At 62.9% G+C, this 22,518-nt stretch carries 21 protein-coding genes; 12 read left to right on the top strand and 9 right to left on the bottom strand.

The genetic code is table 11. The features are described from left to right. Position 1 precedes the first annotated feature (1 nt). From DU490_RS05010 to phoU, 6 genes are all read left to right on the top strand, one after another. Positions 2-388 (top strand): response regulator transcription factor, encoded by a 387-nt coding sequence (locus DU490_RS05010; protein ID WP_114573267.1) that lies wholly within the window; start codon positions 2-4, stop codon positions 386-388. A gap of 78 nt (positions 389-466) precedes the next feature. Continuing rightward, entirely contained in the window at positions 467-1,447 is a 981-nt protein-coding gene (locus DU490_RS05005) for a PstS family phosphate ABC transporter substrate-binding protein (protein ID WP_404872831.1), read from the top strand. 43 nt (positions 1,448-1,490) lie between these two features. Next, a complete protein-coding gene (locus tag DU490_RS05000; protein ID WP_114573228.1) occupies positions 1,491-2,624 on the top strand; it encodes an ABC transporter permease subunit in 1,134 nt (377 codons plus the stop codon). Further along, positions 2,621-4,231, top strand: a complete 1,611-nt coding sequence (pstA, locus tag DU490_RS04995) for a phosphate ABC transporter permease PstA (protein WP_258801301.1) — start codon at positions 2,621-2,623, stop codon at positions 4,229-4,231. The genes DU490_RS05000 and pstA (DU490_RS04995) overlap by 4 nt, the downstream gene beginning before the upstream one ends. Before the next feature lie 97 nt (positions 4,232-4,328). Continuing rightward, complete coding sequence (gene pstB, locus DU490_RS04990) at positions 4,329-5,111, top strand: phosphate ABC transporter ATP-binding protein PstB (protein ID WP_258801315.1); 783 nt, start codon at positions 4,329-4,331, stop codon at positions 5,109-5,111. A 25-nt stretch (positions 5,112-5,136) separates the two neighbouring features. Next, complete coding sequence (phoU, locus tag DU490_RS04985; protein WP_114573226.1) at positions 5,137-5,865, top strand: phosphate signaling complex protein PhoU; 729 nt, start codon at positions 5,137-5,139, stop codon at positions 5,863-5,865. On the opposite strand, the gene phoR is transcribed toward phoU, so the two are convergent. The 6 genes from phoR to DU490_RS04955 form a co-directional block, all read right to left on the bottom strand. Then, positions 5,849-7,156 (bottom strand): phosphate regulon sensor histidine kinase PhoR, encoded by a 1,308-nt coding sequence (phoR, locus tag DU490_RS04980; protein WP_114573225.1) that lies wholly within the window; start codon positions 7,154-7,156, stop codon positions 5,849-5,851. The two genes, phoU and phoR, sit on opposite strands and share 17 nt — an antisense overlap. A gap of 1 nt (position 7,157) precedes the next feature. Continuing rightward, positions 7,158-7,847, bottom strand: coding sequence for a phosphate regulon transcriptional regulator PhoB (gene phoB / locus DU490_RS04975; protein ID WP_114573224.1), 690 nt, complete (start codon positions 7,845-7,847; stop codon positions 7,158-7,160). A gap of 136 nt (positions 7,848-7,983) precedes the next feature. Further along, positions 7,984-8,751, bottom strand: a complete 768-nt coding sequence (gene pstB, locus DU490_RS04970) for a phosphate ABC transporter ATP-binding protein PstB (RefSeq protein WP_258801314.1) — start codon at positions 8,749-8,751, stop codon at positions 7,984-7,986. Between the two features lie 78 nt (positions 8,752-8,829). Further along, positions 8,830-10,506, bottom strand: a complete 1,677-nt coding sequence (gene pstA, locus DU490_RS04965; RefSeq protein ID WP_114573222.1) for a phosphate ABC transporter permease PstA — start codon at positions 10,504-10,506, stop codon at positions 8,830-8,832. A gap of 15 nt (positions 10,507-10,521) precedes the next feature. Beyond that, on the bottom strand, positions 10,522-12,801 hold the full coding sequence (locus DU490_RS04960; RefSeq protein WP_181869965.1) for an ABC transporter permease subunit: 2,280 nt from the start codon (positions 12,799-12,801) through the stop codon (positions 10,522-10,524). 284 nt (positions 12,802-13,085) lie between these two features. Beyond that, complete coding sequence (locus DU490_RS04955; RefSeq protein ID WP_114573221.1) at positions 13,086-14,042, bottom strand: PstS family phosphate ABC transporter substrate-binding protein; 957 nt, start codon at positions 14,040-14,042, stop codon at positions 13,086-13,088. A gap of 282 nt (positions 14,043-14,324) precedes the next feature. On the opposite strand from DU490_RS04955, the gene DU490_RS04950 reads away from it, so the two are divergent. After that, a complete protein-coding gene (locus DU490_RS04950; protein ID WP_114573220.1) occupies positions 14,325-14,885 on the top strand; it encodes a hypothetical protein in 561 nt (186 codons plus the stop codon). A 38-nt stretch (positions 14,886-14,923) separates the two neighbouring features. On the opposite strand, the gene DU490_RS04945 is transcribed toward DU490_RS04950, so the two are convergent. Then, on the bottom strand, positions 14,924-15,517 hold the full coding sequence (locus tag DU490_RS04945; protein WP_114573219.1) for an NADPH-dependent FMN reductase: 594 nt from the start codon (positions 15,515-15,517) through the stop codon (positions 14,924-14,926). 163 nt (positions 15,518-15,680) lie between these two features. Between DU490_RS04945 and DU490_RS04940 the strand changes: the two genes are divergently transcribed. The 3 genes from DU490_RS04940 to DU490_RS04930 all read left to right on the top strand — a co-directional run bounded on the left by DU490_RS04940 (position 15,681) and on the right by DU490_RS04930 (position 18,184). Continuing rightward, complete coding sequence (locus DU490_RS04940; protein ID WP_114573218.1) at positions 15,681-16,118, top strand: nucleoside deaminase; 438 nt, start codon at positions 15,681-15,683, stop codon at positions 16,116-16,118. Positions 16,119-16,268: 150 nt separating this feature from the next. Further along, on the top strand, positions 16,269-17,477 hold the full coding sequence (locus DU490_RS04935; RefSeq protein WP_258801297.1) for a Na/Pi symporter: 1,209 nt from the start codon (positions 16,269-16,271) through the stop codon (positions 17,475-17,477). Between the two features lie 26 nt (positions 17,478-17,503). Next, positions 17,504-18,184: a PhoU domain-containing protein gene (locus tag DU490_RS04930; protein WP_114573217.1), complete on the top strand. Its 681-nt coding sequence runs from the start codon at positions 17,504-17,506 to the stop codon at positions 18,182-18,184. Positions 18,185-18,303: 119 nt separating this feature from the next. Here the strand turns inward: DU490_RS04930 and DU490_RS04925 are convergent, their stop codons facing one another. Together DU490_RS04925 and DU490_RS04920 are read right to left on the bottom strand one after the other, a co-directional pair. Further along, positions 18,304-18,813, bottom strand: coding sequence for an Lrp/AsnC family transcriptional regulator (locus tag DU490_RS04925; protein WP_114573216.1), 510 nt, complete (start codon positions 18,811-18,813; stop codon positions 18,304-18,306). A 314-nt stretch (positions 18,814-19,127) separates the two neighbouring features. After that, positions 19,128-20,168 (bottom strand): TAXI family TRAP transporter solute-binding subunit, encoded by a 1,041-nt coding sequence (locus DU490_RS04920; protein ID WP_114573215.1) that lies wholly within the window; start codon positions 20,166-20,168, stop codon positions 19,128-19,130. 294 nt (positions 20,169-20,462) lie between these two features. On the opposite strand from DU490_RS04920, the gene DU490_RS04915 reads away from it, so the two are divergent. Both DU490_RS04915 and sufB read left to right on the top strand, forming a co-directional pair. Then, positions 20,463-20,927, top strand: coding sequence for an SUF system Fe-S cluster assembly regulator (locus DU490_RS04915; RefSeq protein WP_114573214.1), 465 nt, complete (start codon positions 20,463-20,465; stop codon positions 20,925-20,927). Between the two features lie 76 nt (positions 20,928-21,003). Then, positions 21,004-22,446 carry a Fe-S cluster assembly protein SufB gene (gene sufB, locus DU490_RS04910; protein ID WP_114573213.1) on the top strand — a complete coding sequence of 481 codons (1,443 nt, stop codon included), beginning with the start codon at positions 21,004-21,006 and terminating at the stop codon, positions 22,444-22,446. The last annotated feature ends 72 nt before the right edge of the window (positions 22,447-22,518 follow it).

Genomic DNA, 22,518 nt, shown 5'->3' with positions numbered 1-22,518 from the left:
CATGATAAAAGTCCTTGTCGTCGAGGATCACGCTTTCATGCGTGACATGTTGCGGGAGTTCATTGACCAGGAGGAGGACCTGGAGGTCTGCGAGACCGTTGAGTCAGGAGAGGTGGCGCTCGAGAGCCTCGAGGAGCTGACACCTGACCTGGTGCTGATCGATCTCTCCCTGGGGGGGATCAGCGGGCTGGACCTCATCAAGTCGATCAAGGTGAAATACCCGGCGATGAAGTGTGCGATCCTCTCCGGCCACGGCGAGCGACACTATGTCGATCAGGCCTTCGAAGCCGGTGCCGAAGGGTATATCCTCAAGGGCGACCCGGATGAGCTGCCGTGCTCCATTCGTCAGATGATGAAGGGGCGGCGCTACGTCAGCAAAGCCTTGTAATATCATGTCTTTTAATCAGAAAGGAGATGCCTTGTTAGAGGGTAGGGGGTATGGCGGGGTAATCTTGGGTAGGGTGTCGTGACGCGGGCTTTGCCCTGGCGGCTGCCACGCTGGCGGCGAAGCCTGCTGGTTTCGCTGGTCGGTCTTGTCCTGGTGCTTGTGCAGCCTGATCCTCAGGCGCAGATTTCGTTACGTGCCGATATTCCTACCGGAACGCTGGGTACGGTGGGTTCCGATACCCTGGCGGGGCTGATGCTGCGCTGGGGCGAACAGCTTACCCATCGTTACCCCGGCGTACGCCTGCAGCTTCAGGCCAGCGGCTCCGCCAGCGCTCCCCCGGCGCTGACCGCCGGCACCACCCGGTTGGGGCCCATGTCGCGTCCCATGACCGATGAGGAGCGCGAGGCGTTCATGGCGCGTCGTGGCTATCCACCGCTGGAGGTCGAGGTGGCTCGCGATGCCCTGGTGGTGGTCGTGCATCGCCACCATCCGCTCGAGGCCCTTTCTCTCGACGCGCTCGACGCGATTTTCTCACGTACCCGTCGCTGTGGCGCCGAGCACGCCATTGAGCGCTGGGAACAGTTGGGCCTCGACGTCCCCACCCGGCGAATCGAACTGCATGGCCGCAACCTGGCGTCGGGCAGCTATGGCCTGTTTCGCCAGCGGGCGCTATGCGACGGTCAGTATCGGCGGCGCCTCAACGAGCACCCGGGCTCGGCGGCCGTGGTGGCGGCGGTTTCCGAAAGCCTCGACGCCATCGGCTATGCCGGACTCAACCACCTGACCCCCGGGATCAAGGCGCTGGCCTTGGTGGAATCTGGTGGTACGGCGCACACCCCGGATGCCGAGAGCGTACGGCAGGGCGCCTATCCCCTGGGGCGCTCGCTCTATCTCTACCTCAATTTGCCACCCGACGAAGCATTGCCGGCGCCGGAGCGGGCCTTTCTCGACCTGGTGCTGTCGCCCCAGGGACAGCGCACCGTGACGGAGTTGGGCTTCGTGGCGCTGCCCGAGGAGACGCTATCGCGCCAGAGGCGAGAACTGGGCCTCTCACCGTGATGTTGTCATTCAACTGTCATCAAGTTGTTATACGCTGCTGTTCATGATCAAGCCCTTGTCCGCTGCGCCTTCCACCCGCTCTCCTCGGCGCCATCTGCTCGATCGCCTGGCGACGGGGTTGATTGTGGCCGGAGGAATCGGCGTGATCCTCGCAGTACTGGCCATCGGCGCCTTCCTGGCGATCGAAGTGGTGCCAGCACTATTTAGCGGTGCACTCAGCCAGGCGCAGATTACCCTGTCGCTGTCACCGCTGGCCTGGGGTACGTTGAAGGCGGCTTTCTGGGCGCTGGTGTTTGCCGTCCCCATGGCGCTGGGGGCGGCCATTCACTCTTCCGTCTACATGTCCCCACGGCTACGCAGCCGGGTCAAGCCCACACTGGAGCTGATGGAAGCCCTGCCCGGGGTGGTCATCGGCTTTGTGGCGGGCCTGGTGCTTGCGCCCTGGGTGGAGCGCCACCTGACTGGCGCCTTCGCCCTGCTACTGGTGATGCCGCTGGGGATTCTGATGGCGGGTGGCGTATGGCGCCTGATGAGCCCGGCACTGCGCCAACGACTACCGCTGGCCTGGGCCGGGCTATGGCTGGTGCCCTGGCTGGGCATGCTGGGGCTGGCCTCGCTGGAACTGGCACCCTGGCTGGAGGCGTGGCTGTTCGCCGGCGACCTGCGCGGCTGGCTTGATACTGAACTCGGTATCGATTATGCCAGCCGTAACGCCCTGATCGTCGGCCTGGCCATGGGCTTTGCGGTCATGCCGAGTGTCTACGCCCTGGCGGAGGACGCCCTTTCGGGAGTGCCGAGCAGCCTGGGCGAGGGCGCTCAGGCCATGGGGGCAACGCGTTGGCAGACCCTGTGGAAAGTGGTGCTGCCGGCGGCGGCGCCTGGTGTGTTCGCCGCCGTGATGATCGGCGCTGGCCGCGCGGTCGGTGAGACCATGATCGTGCTGATGGTCAGCGGCAATGCCGCCGTGATGAGCCTCAGCCCCCTGGAGGGTATGCGCTCCATGGCGGCGGGCATCGCCATCGAACTGCCCGAGGCGGTGCCGGGCAGCGATAGCTACCAACTGCTGATACTGGCGGCACTGCTGCTTTTCCTTTTCACCTTCCTGGTTAACACACTGGCCGAGGTAGTACGCAGCCGGCTGCGGCGCCGCTATCGTCGCCTGGGAGATGTGTCGTGAGCCTGGCCGCGGTAACGGGCTTTCGCACTTGGCAGCCGCGGGGCGAGGGGCCCTGGGCCTGGCTGGCCGCCGGCAGCGTGGCATTGTCGCTGTTGCTGTTGGCAGGGCTGCTGACCCTGATTGCCGTTCGCGGTCTCGGCCACTTCTGGCCGGCATCGGTGTCGCTGGTGGAACTCGACGATGGGCAGGTGTTCGCGGGCCGTGCGGTGCGCGAACTGCCGCTGCCGGCAGCGGATGGCGCTGGCGGGGCCAGGGAGCGGCTCTACTTCACCGGCAATCGCGATCTCGACGGCCATGTCTGGCAATGGGTGGCGGTTGCTCGCATCACCGCAAGCGAGTTGCCCCGCGAACTGGTCGTGCTGGAACGTAGTCGGCACGGTGACTTCATCGGCCGACTGGTCGAGGTGGTGACAGCCGGGCAGCAAGGCACCTCGGTCGGCGAGGGGGGGCGTGGTGGTGGTGATGGTGGTGGTACGGCCACCTGGACCACGCTTCAGGAACGCCTCTCCGCTGTCGATGCGTTGCGCGCCGAGCGCGACGAGTTGCAGCAGCGTGTCATCCCGCCGCTGGTGCGCCGGCTTGAGAATGACCCCGGTGACAGGGCGACGCAGCGCCGGTTGGCCGAGACCAACGAGCGAATTCGTGGGCTCCAGGAGAGCATGCAGACCGATGCGGCGGTGCTGGAGAGCGTCGACGGCCGGCGCATTGTCCTGACCCTGGATGAAGTGCTGCGTTCCTGGCGGCCCAATGCCATGTCGCTGCCGGAGAAGCTGGGTGCCTGGGGGCGGGGGGTAGGGCGCTTCCTCTCCGAGGGGCCGAGGGCGGCGAATACCGCCGGCGGCGTATGGCCGGCCATCTTCGGTACCGTGCTGATGGTGATGCTGATGTCGCTGCTGGTTGCCCCATTCGGCGTGCTGGCGGCGGTCTACCTCAATGAAGTGGCCCATCAGGGCCGCCTGACGAACTGGGTGCGTATCGCGGTACGCAACCTGGCCGGTGTCCCCTCCATCGTCTACGGCGTATTTGGCCTCGGAGTCTTCGTCTACGGTATCGGTGGATCGATCGACGAGTGGTTCTTCAGCGACGAACTGCCATCGCCCACTTTCGGCACGGGCGGGCTGCTGTGGGCTTCGCTGACCCTGGCGCTGCTGACCCTGCCGGTGGTGATCGTGGCGACCGAGGAGGGGCTGGTGCGGATTCCCGACCACCAGCGGGAAGGGGCGCTGGCACTTGGGGCCACGCGGCTGGAGATGCTGACCCGGGTGGTGCTGCCCATGGCGGTGCCGGCGATGCTGACCGGCATGATCCTGGCCGTGGCTCGTGCCGCCGGTGAGGTGGCACCGCTGATGCTGGTAGGGGTCGCCAAGCTGGCGCCCCAGGTGCCGATGGACGGCGAATTTCCTTTCCTGCACCTTGAGCGCAAGTTCATGCACCTGGGCTATCACGTCTACGATACCGCCTTTCACGGTGACGATATCCAGGCGGCCATGCCGGTGGTCTATGCCACAGCGCTGTTGCTGGTGCTGGTAGTGGTGGTGCTTAACCTGACTGCAATATTTCTGCGTCATTATGTCAGGGCGCGCCACGGGGCGCTGTCGCGCCACTGACCAAGGATTGAGCCACGCGATGCCCGAACTACCGCTCTCACCGCCAAGCCAGCAGCGTCCGGATGCCACTCGTCTGGAATCGGATCGTTCGACTGCAATGGGGCCGATCATCGACTTCGCCCCCGACGTCAGCTGCCTCGATGTCGAGCGGTTGAGCCTGTCCTACGACGGCAAGATGGCGCTGCGCGACCTGAGCCTGCGTGTGCCGCGCCACCGGGTGACGGCCTTCATCGGCCCCTCCGGTTGCGGCAAGTCGACTCTTCTACGGGCGCTGAACCGGCTGCACGATCTCAACGAGGCGGTCAGTCGACAGGGCAGCATTCGCCTGGAGGGGCAAGAGATTCACGCGCCCGAGGTGGCGGTGGACGAGCTGCGGCGACGAGTGGGGATGGTGTTCCAGGCGCCCAACCCGTTTCCCATGTCGATCTACGAGAACGTGGCATTCGGGCTGCGACTTCAAGGCGGTCTGACGCGGCGGCGGATGAGCGACATCGTCGAATGGGCGCTGGAAGCGGCGGCGCTGTGGAGCGAGGTGAAGGATCGCCTGCGCGCCTCGGCCTGGTCGCTCTCCATCGGCCAGCAGCAGCGCCTGGTGATCGCCCGTACCCTGGCGGTTCGCCCCGAGGTGCTGCTGCTCGATGAGCCGGCCTCGGCGCTGGATCCGATCTCGACGCTGAAGATCGAGGAGCTGATCCGCAGCCTGAAGTCGCAGCTGACCGTGGTGCTGGTCACCCACAACATGCAGCAGGCAGCGCGGGTCTCGGACTACACCGCCTTCCTCCATGACGGCGAGCTGGTGGAGTATGCCCCCACAGCCAGCCTCTTCACCAATCCGCGCCTGGCGCGCACCGAAAACTACATCACCGGCCGCATGGCCTGACCTCGACGGTCACCAGGAGAGTCCCATGGACATCACCAGCGATACCCATAGCCAGCATATTTCCCGACAGTTCAACCAGGAGCTGGAGGAGCTCAAGACCCACCTGATGACCATGGGGGGGTTGGTCGAGAATCAGGTCCAGGAGGCAGTGAAGGCGCTGCTCGAGGGCGATAGCCGGCTGGCCGAGAAGGTGCGCGACAACGACCGCCAGGTCAACGACATGCAGCTAAAGATCGACGATGAGTGTACCCGGGTGCTGGCGCGAAGGCAGCCGGCGGCATCGGACCTGCGTCTGGTGCTGGCGGTGATCCGTGCCACGGCGGACCTGGAGCGGATCGGCGATGAGGCGAGCAAGATCGCCCGCAATGCCCTGATTCTGATCGAGAGCGGCACCGCCGTGCGCGGGGCGGTGGAAGTGCGCCACATCAGCGAGCACGTGCGCAAGATGCTGCGCGATGCACTGACCGCCTTCGCCCGTTTCGACACCGAGCTGGCGCTGCAGGTGGTGCGCGAGGACGAGACGGTGGACGACGAATACGGCAGTGCCATGCGCTCGCTGATGACTTTCATGATGGAAGACAACCGCGCTATCGGCCCGGTGCTCAGCGTGATGTGGATACTGCGTGCCCTGGAGCGAGTTGGAGACCATGCCGACAACCTGGCAGAGTACGTCATCTACCTGGTCAAGGGCCTGGACATTCGTCACATGGACCCGGACCAGATCGACGAAGATGCGCTCAAGCGTCGTGATTGAGGGGCGTCGGGACCAGCCGCGCGTCGGGAAAGACGCAGCGGAACAGCGCCCCCTGGCCGGGGCGCGTATCGATCTCCAGGGTCGCCTCATGGCGCAGCAGCACGTGCTTGACGATGGCCAGGCCCAGGCCGGTGCCGCCGGTAGCGGTGCTTCTGCCCTTGTCGACCCGATAGAAGCGCTCAGTGAGCCGGGGGACATGCTCCGGGTCGATGCCGTCGCCGTCGTCCTCCACCTCGATACAGGCACCTGGGCCGCAGGCCTTCCAGCGCAGGACGATGTGGCTGCCTGGCGGGGTATAGCGCACGGCGTTGTAGGCCAGGTTGGATACCGCACTGCGAACTTCCTGCTCGCTGCCGTGAAGCATTCGTTCCTCACCGATCTCCACCGTGATCTGTTGCTGGCCGTTGGCGAGCGCTGTGGCATCGCGACAGATGTTCTCGAGTAGCTCGGTAATATCCAGAGACGAGTGGTCCTCACCGCTCTGCTCGAGCTCCAGTCGTGACAACATCAATAGGTCGTTGACCAGACTCTGCATGCGGGTGGTCTGGCCCTGCATCTGTGAGAGGCTGCGGGCAAGGCGGGGAGGCAACTGGTCGGCGTTATCGGCATAGGTTTCGAGATAGCCAGCGAGGACGGTCAGCGGCGTCCTCAGTTCGTGGGAGACGTTGGCGACGAAGTCGCGTCGCATCTGTTCCAGGCGGTGCAGGCGTGTGATGTCCCGTGCCATCAACAGGCGCTCGTCGTCACCGTAGAGGGTAATCTGGATCTGCAGCATCATCCGTTCGTCGATGGGCGAGGGCAGCGTCAGGGGCTCCCGGTAGTCGCGGACCTTGAAGTAGGCGACGAAGCGCGGATCGCGCACCAGATTGGTAATGTGCTGGCCGCGATCCTGCTGGGTGCGCAGGCCCAGCATGCGGTCGGCGGCGCTGTTCCACCATTCCAGGTCGCCATGCTGGTCGAGCATCACCACGCTGTCGCGCATGGCTTCCGAGGACTCCTGGATGCGTTTGAGGGTGGTACGCAGCCGCTCCTGGGTATGGCGCTGGCCCTTCTGATAGCGGTAGAGGCGATCGAACAGCTCTCCCCAGAGACCTTTGGCGGCGGGCGGCTCGGCCTGTGGGTTGCGGGTCAGCCAGAGGTGCAGGGCACGCAGCCAACGCAGGTGGCGATAGAGATAGAAGGCCAGGCCGGCGGCCAGGCCGAGCCCGAAGGCCGAGAACAACCAGCCGATCAGGCCGCCCGCTCCAGCCATCAGGCCCAGGCGCCAGAGTTCACGGCTCCATAGCCGCATGTCAGACCTTGTTGGAGAAACGGTAACCGGTGCCACGCACAGTCTGGACCAGATGCTGGTGATCATCGCCCAGCGCCTTGCGCAGGCGACGGATATGCACGTCCACGGTGCGCTCCTCGACATAGACATTGCCGCCCCACACCTGGTCGAGCAGCTGGCTGCGGGTATAGGCTCGTTCCTGATGGGTCATGAAGAACTGCAGCAGGCGATACTCGGTAGGCCCGATTTCCAGTAACTTGCCGTCGGCGCTGACCCGGTGGCTGACCGGATCGAGCTGCAGCCCCTCGACCTCGACCAGGTCTTCTACGCCCTTGGGGGTGGAGCGGCGCAGCACGGCCTTGAGCCTGGCGACCAGCTCCCGTGGCGAGAAGGGCTTGGTGATGTAGTCGTCGGCGCCGGCCTCGAGCCCCAGGATCTTGTTTTCTTCTTCGCTTTTGGCGGTGAGCAGGATGATCGGCAGCTCGCTGGTGGCGGTCTCGCGCTTGAGGCGCCGGGCCAGCTCGATGCCGCTGGTGCCGGGCATCATCCAGTCGAGCAGCAGCAGGTCGGGCTGGTGGTCGACGACCATGGCGTGGGCGGTCTGGGCGTTGTCGGCCTCGAGCACGCGGTAATCGGCCATTTCCAGGGCCACGGCAATCATTTCGCGGATCGGCGCTTCATCATCGACGATCAGAACGGTCTTGGCTGTCATACGGGGCCTCTAGCTCAGTCGCGGGTCGATGACGATAACAGCACGATATCATGTCATTAAGATGACAGCGCTATCGCACCCCAGGTGGGTTAGTCTCAGCGACCCCGGTCAACGCGATAATGGTGAGATACCGGCATCATCCATAGCGTCCGGTGATGTAATCCTCGGTCTGCTTCTTCTCCGGCTCGGTGAAAATCTTGTTGGTTTCACCGAATTCCACCATGTCCCCCAGGTACATGAAGGCGGTGTAGTCGGAGACTCGGGCCGCCTGCTGCATATTGTGGGTCACGATCAGGATGGTGTACTGCTCCTTCAGCTCGTGGATCAGCTCCTCGATCTTCAGCGTCGAAATCGGGTCGAGCGCCGAGGCCGGCTCGTCGAGCAGGATCACTTCTGGCTCGATGGCGATGGCCCGGGCGATCACCAGGCGCTGCTGCTGGCCGCCGGACAGCCCGAAGGCATTGACGCCGAGGCGGTCCTTGACCTCGTCCCACAGCGCGGCGCCGCGCAGTGAGCGTTCGACCACCTCGTCGAGCACAGACTTGTTGTTGACCCCTTGCAGGCGCAAGCCGTAGGCGACGTTCTCGTAGATCGACTTGGGGAAGGGATTGGGCTTCTGAAATACCATGCCCACCTTGCGCCGTAGTTCCGCCACGTCGACCCCGCGCGCATGGATGTCCTTGCCGTCGAGCAGAATCTGCCCTTCGATGCGGCAGATGTCGACCAGGTCGTTCATGCGGTTGAAGCAGCGCAGCAGGGTCGACTTGCCGCAGCCGGAGGGACCGATGAAGGCGGTCACTTTGTTGGCCGGTATATCTATATCGATCCCTTTCAAAGCCTGATCCTTGCCGTAGAACAGATTGAGATCACGCACCTGGAAGGTGGTCTTGCCCATGCCTTGCATCGCGTCGCGATGGCTGGCGGTGGTCGTGGCTGACGTCATGGTCGTCATGTTTCGCCTCGTATGGGTTATCGTTTGGCGTCAGTCGGTGGCGGCGCGGTAGCGCTCGCGCAGCCGGTTGCGAATGCTGATCGCGGTCAGGTTGAGCACCACGATCAAGATCACCAGCACCAGTGCCGTGGCGTAGACCAGCGGGCGGGCGGCCTCGACATTGGGGCTCTGGAAGCCGACGTCGTAGATGTGAAAGCCCAGGTGCATGATCTGGCGGTCCAGGTGCACGAACGGGAAGGTCCCATCCACCGGTAGGGTCGGTGCCAGTTTGACCACGCCCACCAGCATCAGCGGCGCCACCTCGCCGGCGGCACGGGCAATAGCCAGGATCATGCCGGTCATCATCGCCGGTGTGGCCAGCGGTACTACCACCTTCCAAAGGGTCTCGGACTTGGTCGCCCCCAGTGCCAGTGAGCCGTGGCGTACCGAGGAAGGAATCCGCGCCAGCCCCTCCTCGGTGGAGACGATCACCACCGGCAGAGTCAGCAACGCCAGGGTCAGCGAGGCCCAGACCAGCGCCGGCGAACCGAAGGTGGGCGAGGGCAATCGCTCCGAGTAGAAGAGCTGGTCGATGGAGCCGCCCAGAGTGTAGATGAAGAAGCCCAGGCCGAAGACACCGTAGACGATGGAGGGCACCCCGGCGAGGTTGTAGACCGAGATGCGGATCAAGCGCAGAAGCGGCCCCTGCTTGGCATACTCGCGCAGGTAGATGGCGGCCAGCACGCCGAAGGGGCTGACGATCATCGACATCAGCAGCACCATGGTCACGGTGCCGAAGATCGCCGGAAAGATGCCGCCCGCCGTATTGGCTTCGCGGGGCTCGCCGCTGACGAAGGCCCAGAACTGCTGCCCATACTCCACCACCTTGGCGGTCAGAGACAGGCTGTTGGGCTGCACGGCCCGCACGATATCGCCGATGCGAATCTGGACCTCCTGCCCGCCGACGACCGATGCTACCAGGGTGTCGCGATAGAGCTCTCGGCGCAGGATGTCAATTTCGCCACGCAGCACCTCGAATTCTTGCTGAAGGGTGGACTGACGCACCTGGATTTGACCGAGCTGTGTCTGAAGTGCGTCGGGTTCGATATTGAGATCACGCTGCAGGGCCCGCTCCCGCAAGCGCAGTTCCTCCATTTCCGAGCTGATCACCCCCACGTCGTTACGCTCTATTTGGCGAAGTTCCCGGAACAGGGTATTGCTGCGGTCGACCCGCGACTGCAGCGCCTCCCATAGCCCCTCGCCCTCAGCGACCACCTCACCGTCCTCCAGCACGCGTAGTGGATAGCCATAGAAGTCGCCCCACTCGCGACGCTCCAGGCGCATGGCATCCGGGGGTGCCTGCCACTCCGTCATCTGCAGTTCGGCGTACCAGGCGAAATCCTGCCCCGTCACATCCCGGTTGCCCTGCTTGATCAGGTGCCGGGTCACCAGGCCGTCGTCGCCAAGCTCGGGAGGCACTGCGATGCCTGCATCCCGCGCCACGGGGACCGGTATGGTTTCGGCGCGGACGTGTTCGCCCATCACCATCTGGCCGAGGCCCCGCTCAGGATCACCGACCTGGAATTCGACGATCTCGGTGGGGTAAAAGTGGCTGAGGCCGCGCACGGCGATCAGGCCGATCAGCCCCAGTACCATGATGACCGAGATCGCCACTGCGCCGGCATTCAACCACACCCAGGGGGCACCGCTTTTCCACCAACGTTTCATCAGAGTCTCCCGGTATCAGAGGTTGCCGTAGCGCTTGCGCAGGCGCTGACGAATGATCTCGGCCAGCGTATTGACCAGGAAGGTCATGCCCAGAAGGACCAATGCAGCAAGGAACAGTACGCGGAAGTGGCTGGATCCCACCGCGGCTTCCGTCATCTCGACCGCTATATTGGCTGACAAGGTGCGCATGCCCTCGAAGATATTGAAGTTCATGATCGGGCTGTTGCCGGTGGCCATCAGCACAATCATGGTTTCCCCGACCGCGCGACCGAAGCCCATCATTACCGCCGAGAACATGCCGACGCTGGCGGTAGGCAGTACCACGCCGACCACGGTCTGCCAGCGGGTGGCGCCCAACGCCAGGGAACCCTGGGTGAGGTGCCTGGGCACGGTGAACACCGCATCCTCGGCAATCGAAAAAATCGTCGGTATTACCGCAAAACCCATGGCGATACCTACCACCAGGGCGTTGCGCTGGTCATAGGTGAAGCCGTTGTCGGTCAGCCACTGGCGCAGGCTGCCATCGAAGAACATGATCTCCACGTACGGGCTCGCCGTGACACAGGCCCAGCCCACCAGCACGATGATCGGCATTAGAATCACTGCCTCCCAGCCATCGGGCACTGCGGTACGCAGCTTCTCAGGCAGGCGGCTCCATAGATAGGCAAAGGTCAGCATGGCAATCGGCATCAGGATCAAGATGCTGAACACCGCCGGCAGCCGGTTCTCGACGAAGGGGGCGAGCCACAGGCCGGCGAGGAAACCGAGGATGACCGTGGGCAGTGCCTCCATCACCTCGATGGTGGGCTTGACCTTGCCGCGCAGTTTCGGCGACATGAAGTAGGCCGTATAGATGGCTCCCATCAGCGCCAAGGGCGTGGCGAACAGCATGGCGTAGAAGGCCGCCTTCAGAGTACCTACAGTTAGCGGCATCAGGCTCATCTTGGGCTCGTACTCCGCGCCACCGGCGGTGGATTGCCACACATAGCGTGGCTGGCTGCTACCCTCGTACCAGACCTTCTGCCAAAGGGAAGAGAAGGAAATGCCGGGATGCTGGTTGGTGACGCTGGCCACCTGGAGCTGGTTGTTTTCATCGGCAAACAGGGCCGTCGAGTTGACTGGCGAGATGGCGATACGCGCCAGGGGGCCTTCGGTCATCGGCGCATCGAAGACATCAGCGCTGGCAGTCGAGTGATGAATGCCCAGATTGCCCCGCTCGTCGCCCACCAGGAAGCCACGGCGAGCGTGTTCCGCTGCGATATGGGTGATCGGCGCGTCGTAGCGGGCGAAATCACGAATATGGGCCAGGTCATACTGATTCTGGGCGTCGCGAACCGGGAAATACTGGCGAACCTGACCGCCGGAGGTGCCAGCGATGATCGACACGGTGCCGTTGAGAAGAACCATCTCAGACACATAGCCGCTTTCGGTGACCTGAACGGCCCCACGATACTGGGGATTACTGAGGTTGCCGATATCGTAGTGATGGATGTAGCCGGCGTCGTCGGAGACGTAGAGATGTCGAAAGCGATTGTCGATCAGAATCTGACGGGCGCGCCCCTCGAAGCCGGGCAACTCGGCCGTGGTCTGCTTCACGGTCACTTCCCCGGTCATGATGTTCTCTTGACGATTGAAGGAGGTCACCATCAGGGTGCCTTCCTCGAGTTCGGCAGCCGCATAGATACCGCGGTCGCTGATCTGAAGGCCCAACACCTGGATGGCCCGACCATTCTCGTCCAGGGTCAGGGGCTCCTCACCAAGAGGAAATTTGAGCTCGGGCTCGATATGACGAAGGTTATCGGGATAGGTGATGGCGTAGTCCACCTGCCCGAGGCTGATGTCGCCGTTGTCGTAGCCGTAGGCAAAGGCTCGGGTGGTGGCGAAAGCGGTAGCAAAGGCCGAGCGCGTCGCACCCTCTGGCCGGGGCATCTCGAACGACGCGCGCAGGTCGCCACCCTCCAGGTCGAAGAAGGTGATGCGCCCCGTGTCGGTAAAGCTTGCTCCCAGGGTGTCATGACGGTCAATGGTCAGGTGCTCAAGCGCCTCGCCGCTTCCCACTCCGGGAATGGCATAGGTCTGCTCGGCCGAAACCTCGGCCGACTTGAAGAGCGGTATGACCTCGGAGAATAGGTAGACGAAGATCATCCCAAGGGCGATCACGACCCCGATACCGGCGGCGCCGATACCATAGCGGGAAATGTTGTCCTTCAGCATGCGCTTGCGCCGCAGGCGCTCCCGCTGCTCAGGGGTGGGCAGTAGCGATCTGCCTTGACCCGACGTGGAATGTTGGGACATGTCATTCATGGCGGATGGGCAATCCCGTCAAGTGGAAAGTTAGGCAAAGAGTAAGTCGCCTCCATGACAACCCTGTGACAGCGGCCAAAAACTTTCGGGGACGCCGAAGCGTCCCCGATCAAAAGCTTTTAGCCAAAGGATTGATCCGGCCTCTACCCCCGGCGCCAAGCCTTCACGAGGGCGCTGTGGATCCTTCCATGGGCGCTGCTTTTGCCATCCCTAGCAAAAAACCCTCGCTTCGCCTTGCCCCCGGGTGTCGACGCGCAGTTACGGTAGACGCTTGCTTAATCAATACCCAGCTCGCCGCGCACGCGGCTGGCCACGGTCTCGGGCAGCGGGATGTAGCCATCGCGGGCGGTCACTTCCTGGCCCTGGCGGGAGAGTACCATGCGCAGAAATTCGGCCTGCTGCGGGGCCAGGTCTTCGTTGGGGTGCTTGTTCACGTAGACGAACAGGAAGCGGGCCAGCGGGTAGTTCTCGTTATCCACCGTATAGGCTTCTTCACCCTCGTCACGCGCCACCGGCACCGCACGCACCTGGGAGGTGATGTAGCCGATGCCGGAGTAGCCGATGCCGTTGATCGACTCGCTGACGCCCTGCACCACCGAGGCGGAGCCCGGCTGTTCGTTGATGGAGGCCTTGAAGTCGCCGCCGCACAGGGCGTTCTCGGCGAAGAAGCCGTAGGTGCCGGAGACGGCGTTACGGCTGTAGAGGGTAAAGTCGCGGTTCGCCCAGCTGCCGTCCATGCCCAGCTGTCCCCAGCGGGTGATGTCCTCGTCATAGCCGCAGCGGCGAGTATCGGAGAAGATGGCATCGACCTGGGGCAGAGTGATACTTTCCAGAGGGTTGTCCTGGTTGACATAGATGGCCAGGGCGTCGATGGCCACCGGCACCATGGTCGGCGGATAGCCGTAGCGATCCTCGAAGGCCTGCACTTCGGAAGTGCGCATCTCACGGCTCATGGGGCCGAACTGGGCGGTGCCTTCGGTCAACGCAGTTGGCGCGGTGCTGGAACCGGCGCCCTGGATCTGGATATTGATGTTCGGATAGACGCCCGCGAATTCTTCCGCCCACAGGGTCATCAGATTGTTCAGGGTATCGGAGCCGATGCTTGTCATGTTGCCGGAGATGCCGCTCACGGCCTCATACTCGGGCAGATTGGGATCGACGCGATCCGCCATGGCGGCGGTGGAGACAAAAGAGGCGCCGATAACGGCAGCAGCCAGAGCCTTCAGTTTCATGGTGGTTCCCCCTATTTCACAGCGTTGATGGCCAGATGACCACTTTCGATCACCCTCTCGATGACCGATGGCTGCGACTATAGGGAGAGTGGATGACACTTCGGTGACAAAAGCCGAGGGTTTGATGAATCTTGTGTGACAGCGCATGCCGGAGGGGAGCTGTGCCGTCTTCCGCGACCGCGATAGAATTTTTCTGAATTTGTCCCTATTTCCTGCCGCGCTGGAAGGATGGGTCGTGAAGGGTTCCGTTTATTAAGCGCCGATCGATGGAGGCTGGGCACTATGGCAACACGCACGCTTTTCACCGGCCTGGTTCTGCTGGTCATCCTGCTGACAGCCGGCTGTGCCGGGCGTTCCGAGCCGCGCCCGGCGGAAGTGCAGGCGCCACCACAGGCCGAGGTGCCGCCGCCTCCCGCTCAAGCCGAGCAGCCGCCAAACGGCACGACACGGGGAGACCGGTACTGGCTACCGCCCTTGTTCGTCACCGAAGAGGATAAAGCGCATTACTACATCAGCCGGCTGGCGGATCGGCGGTTCATCGACACCTATGGCGGCGACGAGCATCCGCGGGTCTGGTATATCGCGGCGGAGCGGCTGGGCCAGATCGGCGAGCCGGCCGTGCCACTGCTGTTCAGCCTGATAGATAGTGCCGACCCCTACGAGCTGATGCTGGTGCTCTACGCGCTCCAACTGGCGACCCAGGACCCTGTACTCCTGGCGGAGACGGGCGGTGACTTCGTCCAATTGGGTACCGTGCTGGCGGAAAGTGCCAACCGCGAGAACCGCGAGAACCGCCAGATCGCGCTGGAGTGGTGGCAGCGTCACGGCTGGCGCTGGGAGTAGGTGCTTGCCTGCTCGAGCAAGGTTTCGCTCGGGTGCGATCATGCCCGTTCGAATAGCCTCGTTGTATCGACCAGCCGCTGGCAGATGGCGTCCAGTTTCTGTTGATGGCTCTCGTCGGTCAGGGAGCCGTCGTCGTCGAAGGCATCGCCTGCCTTGGCCACGGCCAACTGGTCGGGTAGTACCGTCACCCCGATATTGCTCAGCAGCTGGCGCATCAGCGCCAGGCTGCGCATGCCGCCAAGCCCGCCGGGAGAGGCGGCGAGCAGCGCAGCGACCCGGCCTGCAAATAGCTTAAGGCCGCTCTCGCCTGCATGGGGGCGCGAGATCCAGTCGATGGTGTTCTTCATCAACGGGGTAATGAAGCCGTTGTACTCGGGGGAGACGACCAGCAGGCCCCGGTGCTCGGCCAGCAGCTTGCGTAGCGCCAATGCGTTTTCAGGCAGACCATGCTCGGCCTCAAGGTCACCCTCGTAGAGCGGCAGGGGATAGTCGCGCAGGTCGATGAAGGTGGCCGGGGCGCCCAGCGCATCCAGGCGTCGGGCACCCAGACGGGCCAGCCGTTTGTTGTAGGAGGCTTCTCGGGTGCTTCCGGCGAACACCAGGATACGGGCTTGGGTCGTCTGATCGGGCATGTTGGGTCTCCCTGGGGCATTGTGTCATCGCGATGCGTCTGGTCGGGCAGGGCATTACACACTTTGCTTCACCGGCCGGTCGCCGCGCAGAGTCGTCGCTGTTTTGCTATGGTCACGTCGGTGTCGGCGCTTTCCCTTCTCATGGACTTGGAGTCAGCTTTCCATGGATAAGTATATGCAAGCTGCCCTGGATGAAGCACGCCAGGGCCTGGCGGAGGGGGGTATCCCCATCGGCTCGGTGCTGGTCTATCGTGGACGCATTCTGGGGCGGGGCCATAACCGGCGGGTGCAGTCGGGCAGCACGGTGCTGCACGGCGAGATGGATGCTCTGGAGAATGCGGGGCGCCAGCCGTCATCAGTGTATCGGGATTGCGTGCTCTATACGACGCTGTCACCCTGCCCGATGTGTAGCGGCGCCATACTGCTCTACGGCATCCCCCGGGTGGTCGTCGGCGAGAACCTGACCTTCATGGGCGAGGAGGCGTTGCTGCGCTCCCGGGGAGTCGACGTCGAGGTCCTGCAGACGCCGGCCTGCATCGAAATGATGACCGATTTCATCGAGGCATCGCCCGAACTCTGGAACGAAGATGTCGGGAAATAGCGCACCGTACTGGTAGGTGATCGCATGCCGGCGAGGGCGATGTGCCCGGCTGTCATGAAACTGTCACATGTCCCGGTTACCGTGCGCGAACAGTAACGTGGGTGTCACACACCCGTCATCTTGAACGTGTAACCTCACAACGGCCTTTTCATGTCGAAATCAGACCGCTCTTCGCCCGACACGAACCGGGCAGCTCTTACCCGCGAGCATATCCGTGAGGTACCGGCCTGGCTGCGCGGCATCTATGCCGGTATCTGTCTGTACTTCTTCCTTGCGGCCCTGAACGTGCTCGGCTCTGGGCTGGGAACGTTCGGCAGGGCCAGCGATTTCCTGACCCAGCTCTTCGCCTACGGCGAGAACCCTTTCATCGCCCTGTTGGCCGGCGTGCTGGTCACCATGATCGTGCAGAGCTCGTCCTTCACCTCGGCGCTCATCGTGACGCTGGTCGCCAGTGGTGAGATGACGCTGGGCACGGCGGTGTTCGCCATCATGGGGGCCAATATTGGCACGGCGGTCACCGGGGTGATCGTGGCGCTGGCCAATGTGCGCATCAAACGCAATTTCCGGCGCTCGTTCACGGCGGCATTGATGCATGACTTCTTCAATATCCTTACCGTGGCGATCGTCTTTCCCCTGGAGTTCATCAGCGGGCTCTTCCATGAGGCCGGAAGGGGGATTTTTACCCGGGTGGCGGGCTGGCTGGCCGAGCTGATCGGCCTGGAGGAAGTGGCGCGACCCAACAGCCCGATCAAGGTGATCACCGCGCCGGTGGTGGATGCCGCCAATGGTGTGGCTTCCTTTTTGACGACGACCCCGGTTTCCCAGGGGCTGCTGGTGGCCGGTCTTGGCATACTGTTGATGTTCGGTGCGCTGATCTTCATGGTGCAGAATCTGCGTGGCGCATTGTTGCGCCATATGGATGGTTTGTTTCGTACCTATTTCTTCCGCAGCGATGTACGTGCCTACGGTGTCGGCCTGGTCTCCACCATACTGGTCCAGTCCAGCACCATCACCAGCAGCCTGATGGTACCGCTGGCCGGCGCCGGTGTCGTTCGCCTGCGTCGCGTGCTGCCCTTCATGATGGGGGCCAACCTGGGCACTACGGTCACCAGCGTGCTGGCGGCCACGGCGAATCCCGTGGCCGCCGCGATGACCGTGGCTCTGTTCCATGTCATCTTCAATCTGACCGGCACCGCCATCTGGTACCCGCTGCGCTATATCCCGCTGCGGATTGCCATCTGGTACGGCCGGCTGGCGGCGCGCCAGACCCGCTACGCCTTCGTCTTCCTGATTGGCGTATTCCTGGTGATACCGCTGCTGGGAATCGGCGCCACCGAACTGTTTACTAGCCTGCGCTGAACGCGACGGCTCAGGAGATTTCTGCCATGTTTCGACAGCTATACAGCGCCCTGACTTCGGAAAACACTCTCAGTCTGGCGTTCGAGGACCTGACCCAGATGCTCCAGCATGGAGCCTGGATGTTCGACCGCGCCAACGAGGTCCTGCACAGCAAGGCATCGGCCGATGAGGTGCGCCAGCCACTCTATGACCGTGATCGGGCGATCAATGAATTGGAGCGCTCGATTCGCCGCAAGGTGCTGCGCCACCTGACCGTCAATCCGGGGCATGATGTCGCTGTTTGCCTGGCCCTGATGAGTGTGGCCAAGGATGCCGAACGCATCGGAGACTACTGCAAGAACGTCTTCGAGGTGGGGCATTTTTATAGCGAAGGCTTCCATGTGCCCAAGTACCAGGAGCCGCTCGATAACATGGCGCTCGAGATGGGCGGCATGTTCGACAAGGTCATCAAGGCGACGCGGAATTCGGACGAGCAGCAGGCCCGCCAGGCGCTCTCCAAGGCTGTGGAAGTGCGTCAGCGCAGCGATCGCTTGATCGAGGAGCTGTTTCGTGACGAGCGCCAGATCGAGTTTCACGAGGCGGTGGCTTACTCACTGCTGGCCCGACACTACAAGCGCGTTGCCGCGCACCTGGCCAATATCGCCACGGCCGTACTGGGGCGACTGGAGGATCTGGATTTCTATTCCGAGGAAGATGACGACGGCTGAGCGGGCAGGGGTATGGTCAACCAGTCGTAGCCGCCAGGCATAGCGGCAGGCTGTCCCGCTGGGAGCGTGGCAGTATGCCCAGGTGCTCGAAGGTGCCGACGTCATCGCTGGCGACGTTGTCATGGGTGATCATGACGACCCGGTCTCGCGTCAGCGGGGGGGGTGGGCAAGGGCAGCGCCCCGTTTTCCTTGACGGCGCGCATGGCAAAGCTGCTGTCCACGCTGTCTACCATGGGTAGCTGCTGCAGTCGTCTTACCCATCCCTCAAAGCCGCGCAGATCGGCGGTAACCACCTGCAGCAGATAGTCGAAGGCACCGGAAATGGTGTGGCAGTTGATGACTTCCGGCATTTCTCTGACAGCGGCTTCGAACTGTTCGACCAGCGCGTCCTGGTGCTGGCTGAGGCGTACTTGTACGAAGATGATGACGTCCAGGCCCAGACGCTCCCTGTCCAACTCGGCGCGATAGCGGGTGATCAGGCCGTGCTGCTCGAGTCTTCGAATGCGTCTGGCGCAGGGGGAGGGCGATAGATTGACGCGTTCCGCCAGCTCAGCGGTGGTCAGGCGGGCGTCTTGCTGCAGGGCTTCAAGCAGCGTGCGGTCTATGCGGTCGAGCTTCAAGATGCCCATGTCCTTGCCTCATCAGTGTAACTTATCGTTATTCCTTGGCTGGGGCGGCTAATAGTTTCCTTGATTCTGGGAAATATTATCCATGTTCGTCAGTAGAGCTGGGCCACACTGTCTGTGTCTAACCATTCATCCATTCCATGTGCCCGGTTTGGCTGGTAGCTCTGGAGTCGCACAAGGGCACTTCTCCGGTAGTCGGCAACAAGGGAAAAAACATTTGACCGGTCTTAGGGGGTCATGACCTTGATTGCAAAGTCGATGCTCTCATCTATGGAGCTGAAGTCTATGCTCGTCAAGAAGGTGTAAGCGCTAGGCTGCTAGTCCGTCGCAGCGTTGGTCTCCGCCTCCTCGGCCTCGTCATTTCCTTCGCCGCTGGCTTCATCCTCGATCCAGCCTTGCTCGCGGTAGTAGCGCAGGGCGCCCTCGTGTAGCGGGGCCGAGAGCCCCTCCTTGATCATTCGCTCGGGCTCGAGCACCGAGTAGGCGGGATGAAAAGCGGTAAAGCGCTCGAAATTGTCGAACACGGCGGCTACCAGGGTGTAGACCTGGTGCGGATCGGTGGCTTCGCTGGCCACGACGGTAGCGCGGACGCCGAAGGTCTTCACTTCCGGCTGCTCGGGGTAGTAGAGCCCGGCGGGTATTTCGGCCAGGCTGTAGTAGGGCGCCTCGGCCACCAGGGCCTCGACGAAATCCCCCTCGACACCCACCACGGCGGCGTTGCATAGATCGACGGCCTGGCGAATCGTTAAGTCAGGATGACCCACGGTATAGACCATGGCATCGATATTGCCGTGACACAGCTCCAGTGACTGCTGATCGGCCGGCAGTTCATTGACCAGGGCGAAATCGTCCAGTGTCCAGCCCCTGGCCGCCATCAGTTGCAGCATGGTGGCTCGCTGCCCGGAACCGGGGTTGCCGATGTTCACCGCGCGCTGCTCCAGGTCGTCGAACCCTTGTATGCCGGCTTCCCGGCGTACCACCAGGGTGAAGGGTTCACTGTGCACCGAGAACAGGGCGCGCAACGAATCGTCCGGACCGGCATCGGCGAAGTTTTCCCGCCCCTCGATGGCATAGTACTGCTGGTCCGATTGGGCCAGTGCGATCGGGACTTCGCCACGACGAACGTGGTGTAGATTGGCTACCGAGCCCTCCGACGGGCGGGCATGGCAGGGACCCTCGATCAGGCGACAGAATGCCTGGCCGGTGATGTGATAGACCCCGGTCGAACTGGCCGTGCCGATGATGATTTGTCTCTCTCCAGCCTGAACGTGCTGCATCAGTGTCACGGCAACCAGCAGGCTGCCGGCAAGGCGCGCCACCCCAGCGTTGCAGTTCGTAACAGTTGCACCCTTCTTCATAGAATCTCCCAGCAGCGACTTGCCGCTAGCGTTTCGCTGACCTTCACCTTCGTTCAGTCTAGCAGCCTGTCGGAGTTGGCCATGTTGAACACCAATTCATCATGGCGAGGTTCTCCAATGCACTCTTTAAATAGTAATGACTATCATTAGCCAGTCGGTCGGTGTCGATCTTGCCGCTTGTCCGGTTCTAACGGGCAGAGGGGACTTCACATCGAATCCATACAGGACTAAAATGGTCCCCAATTGAATGCGGAGCTCGCAGAGGGCTTGGCGGCAAATCGTGAGGAGTCAGGCATGCTCAAGCTTTCTCGGTTGACCGACTATGCCGCGGTGGTAATGGCACAGATCGCCCGTCACCCGGAGCGGTCCCACGCGGCGGCCGACCTGGCCGAGGCGGTGCAATTGCCCCACCCGACCGTGAGCAAGACATTGAAGATGCTGGTGCGTGCGGGGCTACTGGAATCCCGCCGTGGCGCGCAGGGCGGCTATTCGCTGGCGCGTCCGGCGTCGCGCATCACGGCCCGCGACATCATTACCGCCATCGAGGGGCCGGTGGCGATGACCGAGTGCAGTCATGTGGATGGCGACTGCGACCTGCTTGCCACCTGCGGTGTGTCCGACAACTGGCAGCGGGTTTCGCTGGCGGTACGCACCTTGCTCGACAGCGTGACACTGGCGCACCTGGCAGACACCTCGCCGATCAAGCTGCCGGTACAGCTGCCCATACAGAGTATCAGTCTGGCCGCCGACTCGGCCTGAGACGCGCAAGCCACCGAACACATTACCCGAGCGGGCACGTTGCTCGCCGACCCAACCGCCCGGGAGGGGAACCATCATGGCAAGTCAGGAAATGGAACAGCTTGTCCGTCGCGAATACAAGGAAGGCTTCGTCACGGATATCGAGAGCGATACCATCCCGCCGGGACTCGATGAAGGTACCATTGCCTTCATTTCCCAGAGGAAGGGGGAGCCGGAGTGGATGCTGGAGTGGCGCCTGAAGGCCTACCATCAATGGCTCAAGATGACGCCACCCTCGTGGGCGCACCTGGATTATCCGGCCATCGACTACCAGGCGATTTCCTACTTCAGTGCGCCGAAACGCCCCGAAGACCGCCCCCAGAGCCTCGACGAGGTCGATCCTAAACTGCTCGAGACTTACGAGAAGCTGGGCATTCCGCTGCATGAGCGGGCTGCGCTGGCCGGCGTGGCGGTGGATGCGGTGTTCGATTCCGTGTCGGTGACTACCACCTTCAAGGAGAAGCTGGGCGAGGCGGGCGTGATCTTCTGCTCCATCTCTGAGGCGATTCGCGACTACCCGGAGCTGATCAAGCAGTACCTGGGTACGGTGGTGCCGGTGGCCGACAACTACTTCGCCGCGCTGAACTCGGCCGTCTTCACCGATGGCTCCTTCGTCTTCGTGCCGGAAGGCGTGACCTGCCCGATGGAGCTCTCCACCTATTTCCGCATCAACGCGGCCAATACCGGCCAGTTCGAGCGCACGCTGATCATCTGCGAGAACCGCGCCCAGGTTTCCTACCTGGAAGGCTGTACCGCGCCGCAGCGTGACGAGAACCAGCTGCACGCCGCCGTGGTCGAGCTGGTGGCCCTCGAGGACGCCTACATCAAGTACTCCACGGTACAGAACTGGTATCCGGGTGACGAGGACGGCAAGGGCGGCATCTACAACTTCGTGACCAAGCGCGGCGACTGTCGCGGCGACCGCTCGCGCATCAGTTGGACCCAGGTCGAGACCGGTTCCGCCATCACCTGGAAGTATCCCTCCTGCGTGCTGCGCGGAAAGGACAGCATCGGCGAGTTCTACTCGGTGGCGGTGACCAACGGCCGCCAGCAGGCCGACACCGGCACCAAGATGATCCATATCGGCGAGGGTACGCGCTCCTACATCGTCTCCAAGGGCATCTCCGCCGGCCGCAGCAACCAGTCCTACCGTGGGCTGGTCAAGATCGGCCCGAGGGCCAAGGGTGCGCGCAACTTCACCCAGTGCGACTCGCTGCTGATCGGTGACCAGTGCGGCGCGCATACCTTTCCCTATCAGGAGATCGGCAACAGCACGGCTACCGTGGAGCACGAGGCGACCACCTCGAAGATCGGCGAGGACCAGCTGTTCTACTGCCAGAGCCGCGGTATCTCCGAGGAGGATGCGGTGAGCATGATCGTCAACGGCTTCTGCAAGGACGTGTTCCAGGAGTTGCCGATGGAGTTCGCCGTGGAGGCCGAGGCGCTGCTGAACGTGACCCTTGAAGGTGCCGTTGGCTAGACGCTATTGCGCTCGCTCATGACGTGTCTAGTGCGGGTTGGAAACCAAATCAGTTATGCAAGCCGCCCGGGC

Origin of the sequence: Halomonas sp. DQ26W, from assembly GCF_003339685.1 — a bacterium.
Taxonomy (GTDB): domain Bacteria; phylum Pseudomonadota; class Gammaproteobacteria; order Pseudomonadales; family Halomonadaceae; genus Halomonas.
This window is presented reverse-complemented; position numbering and strand designations above follow the sequence as displayed.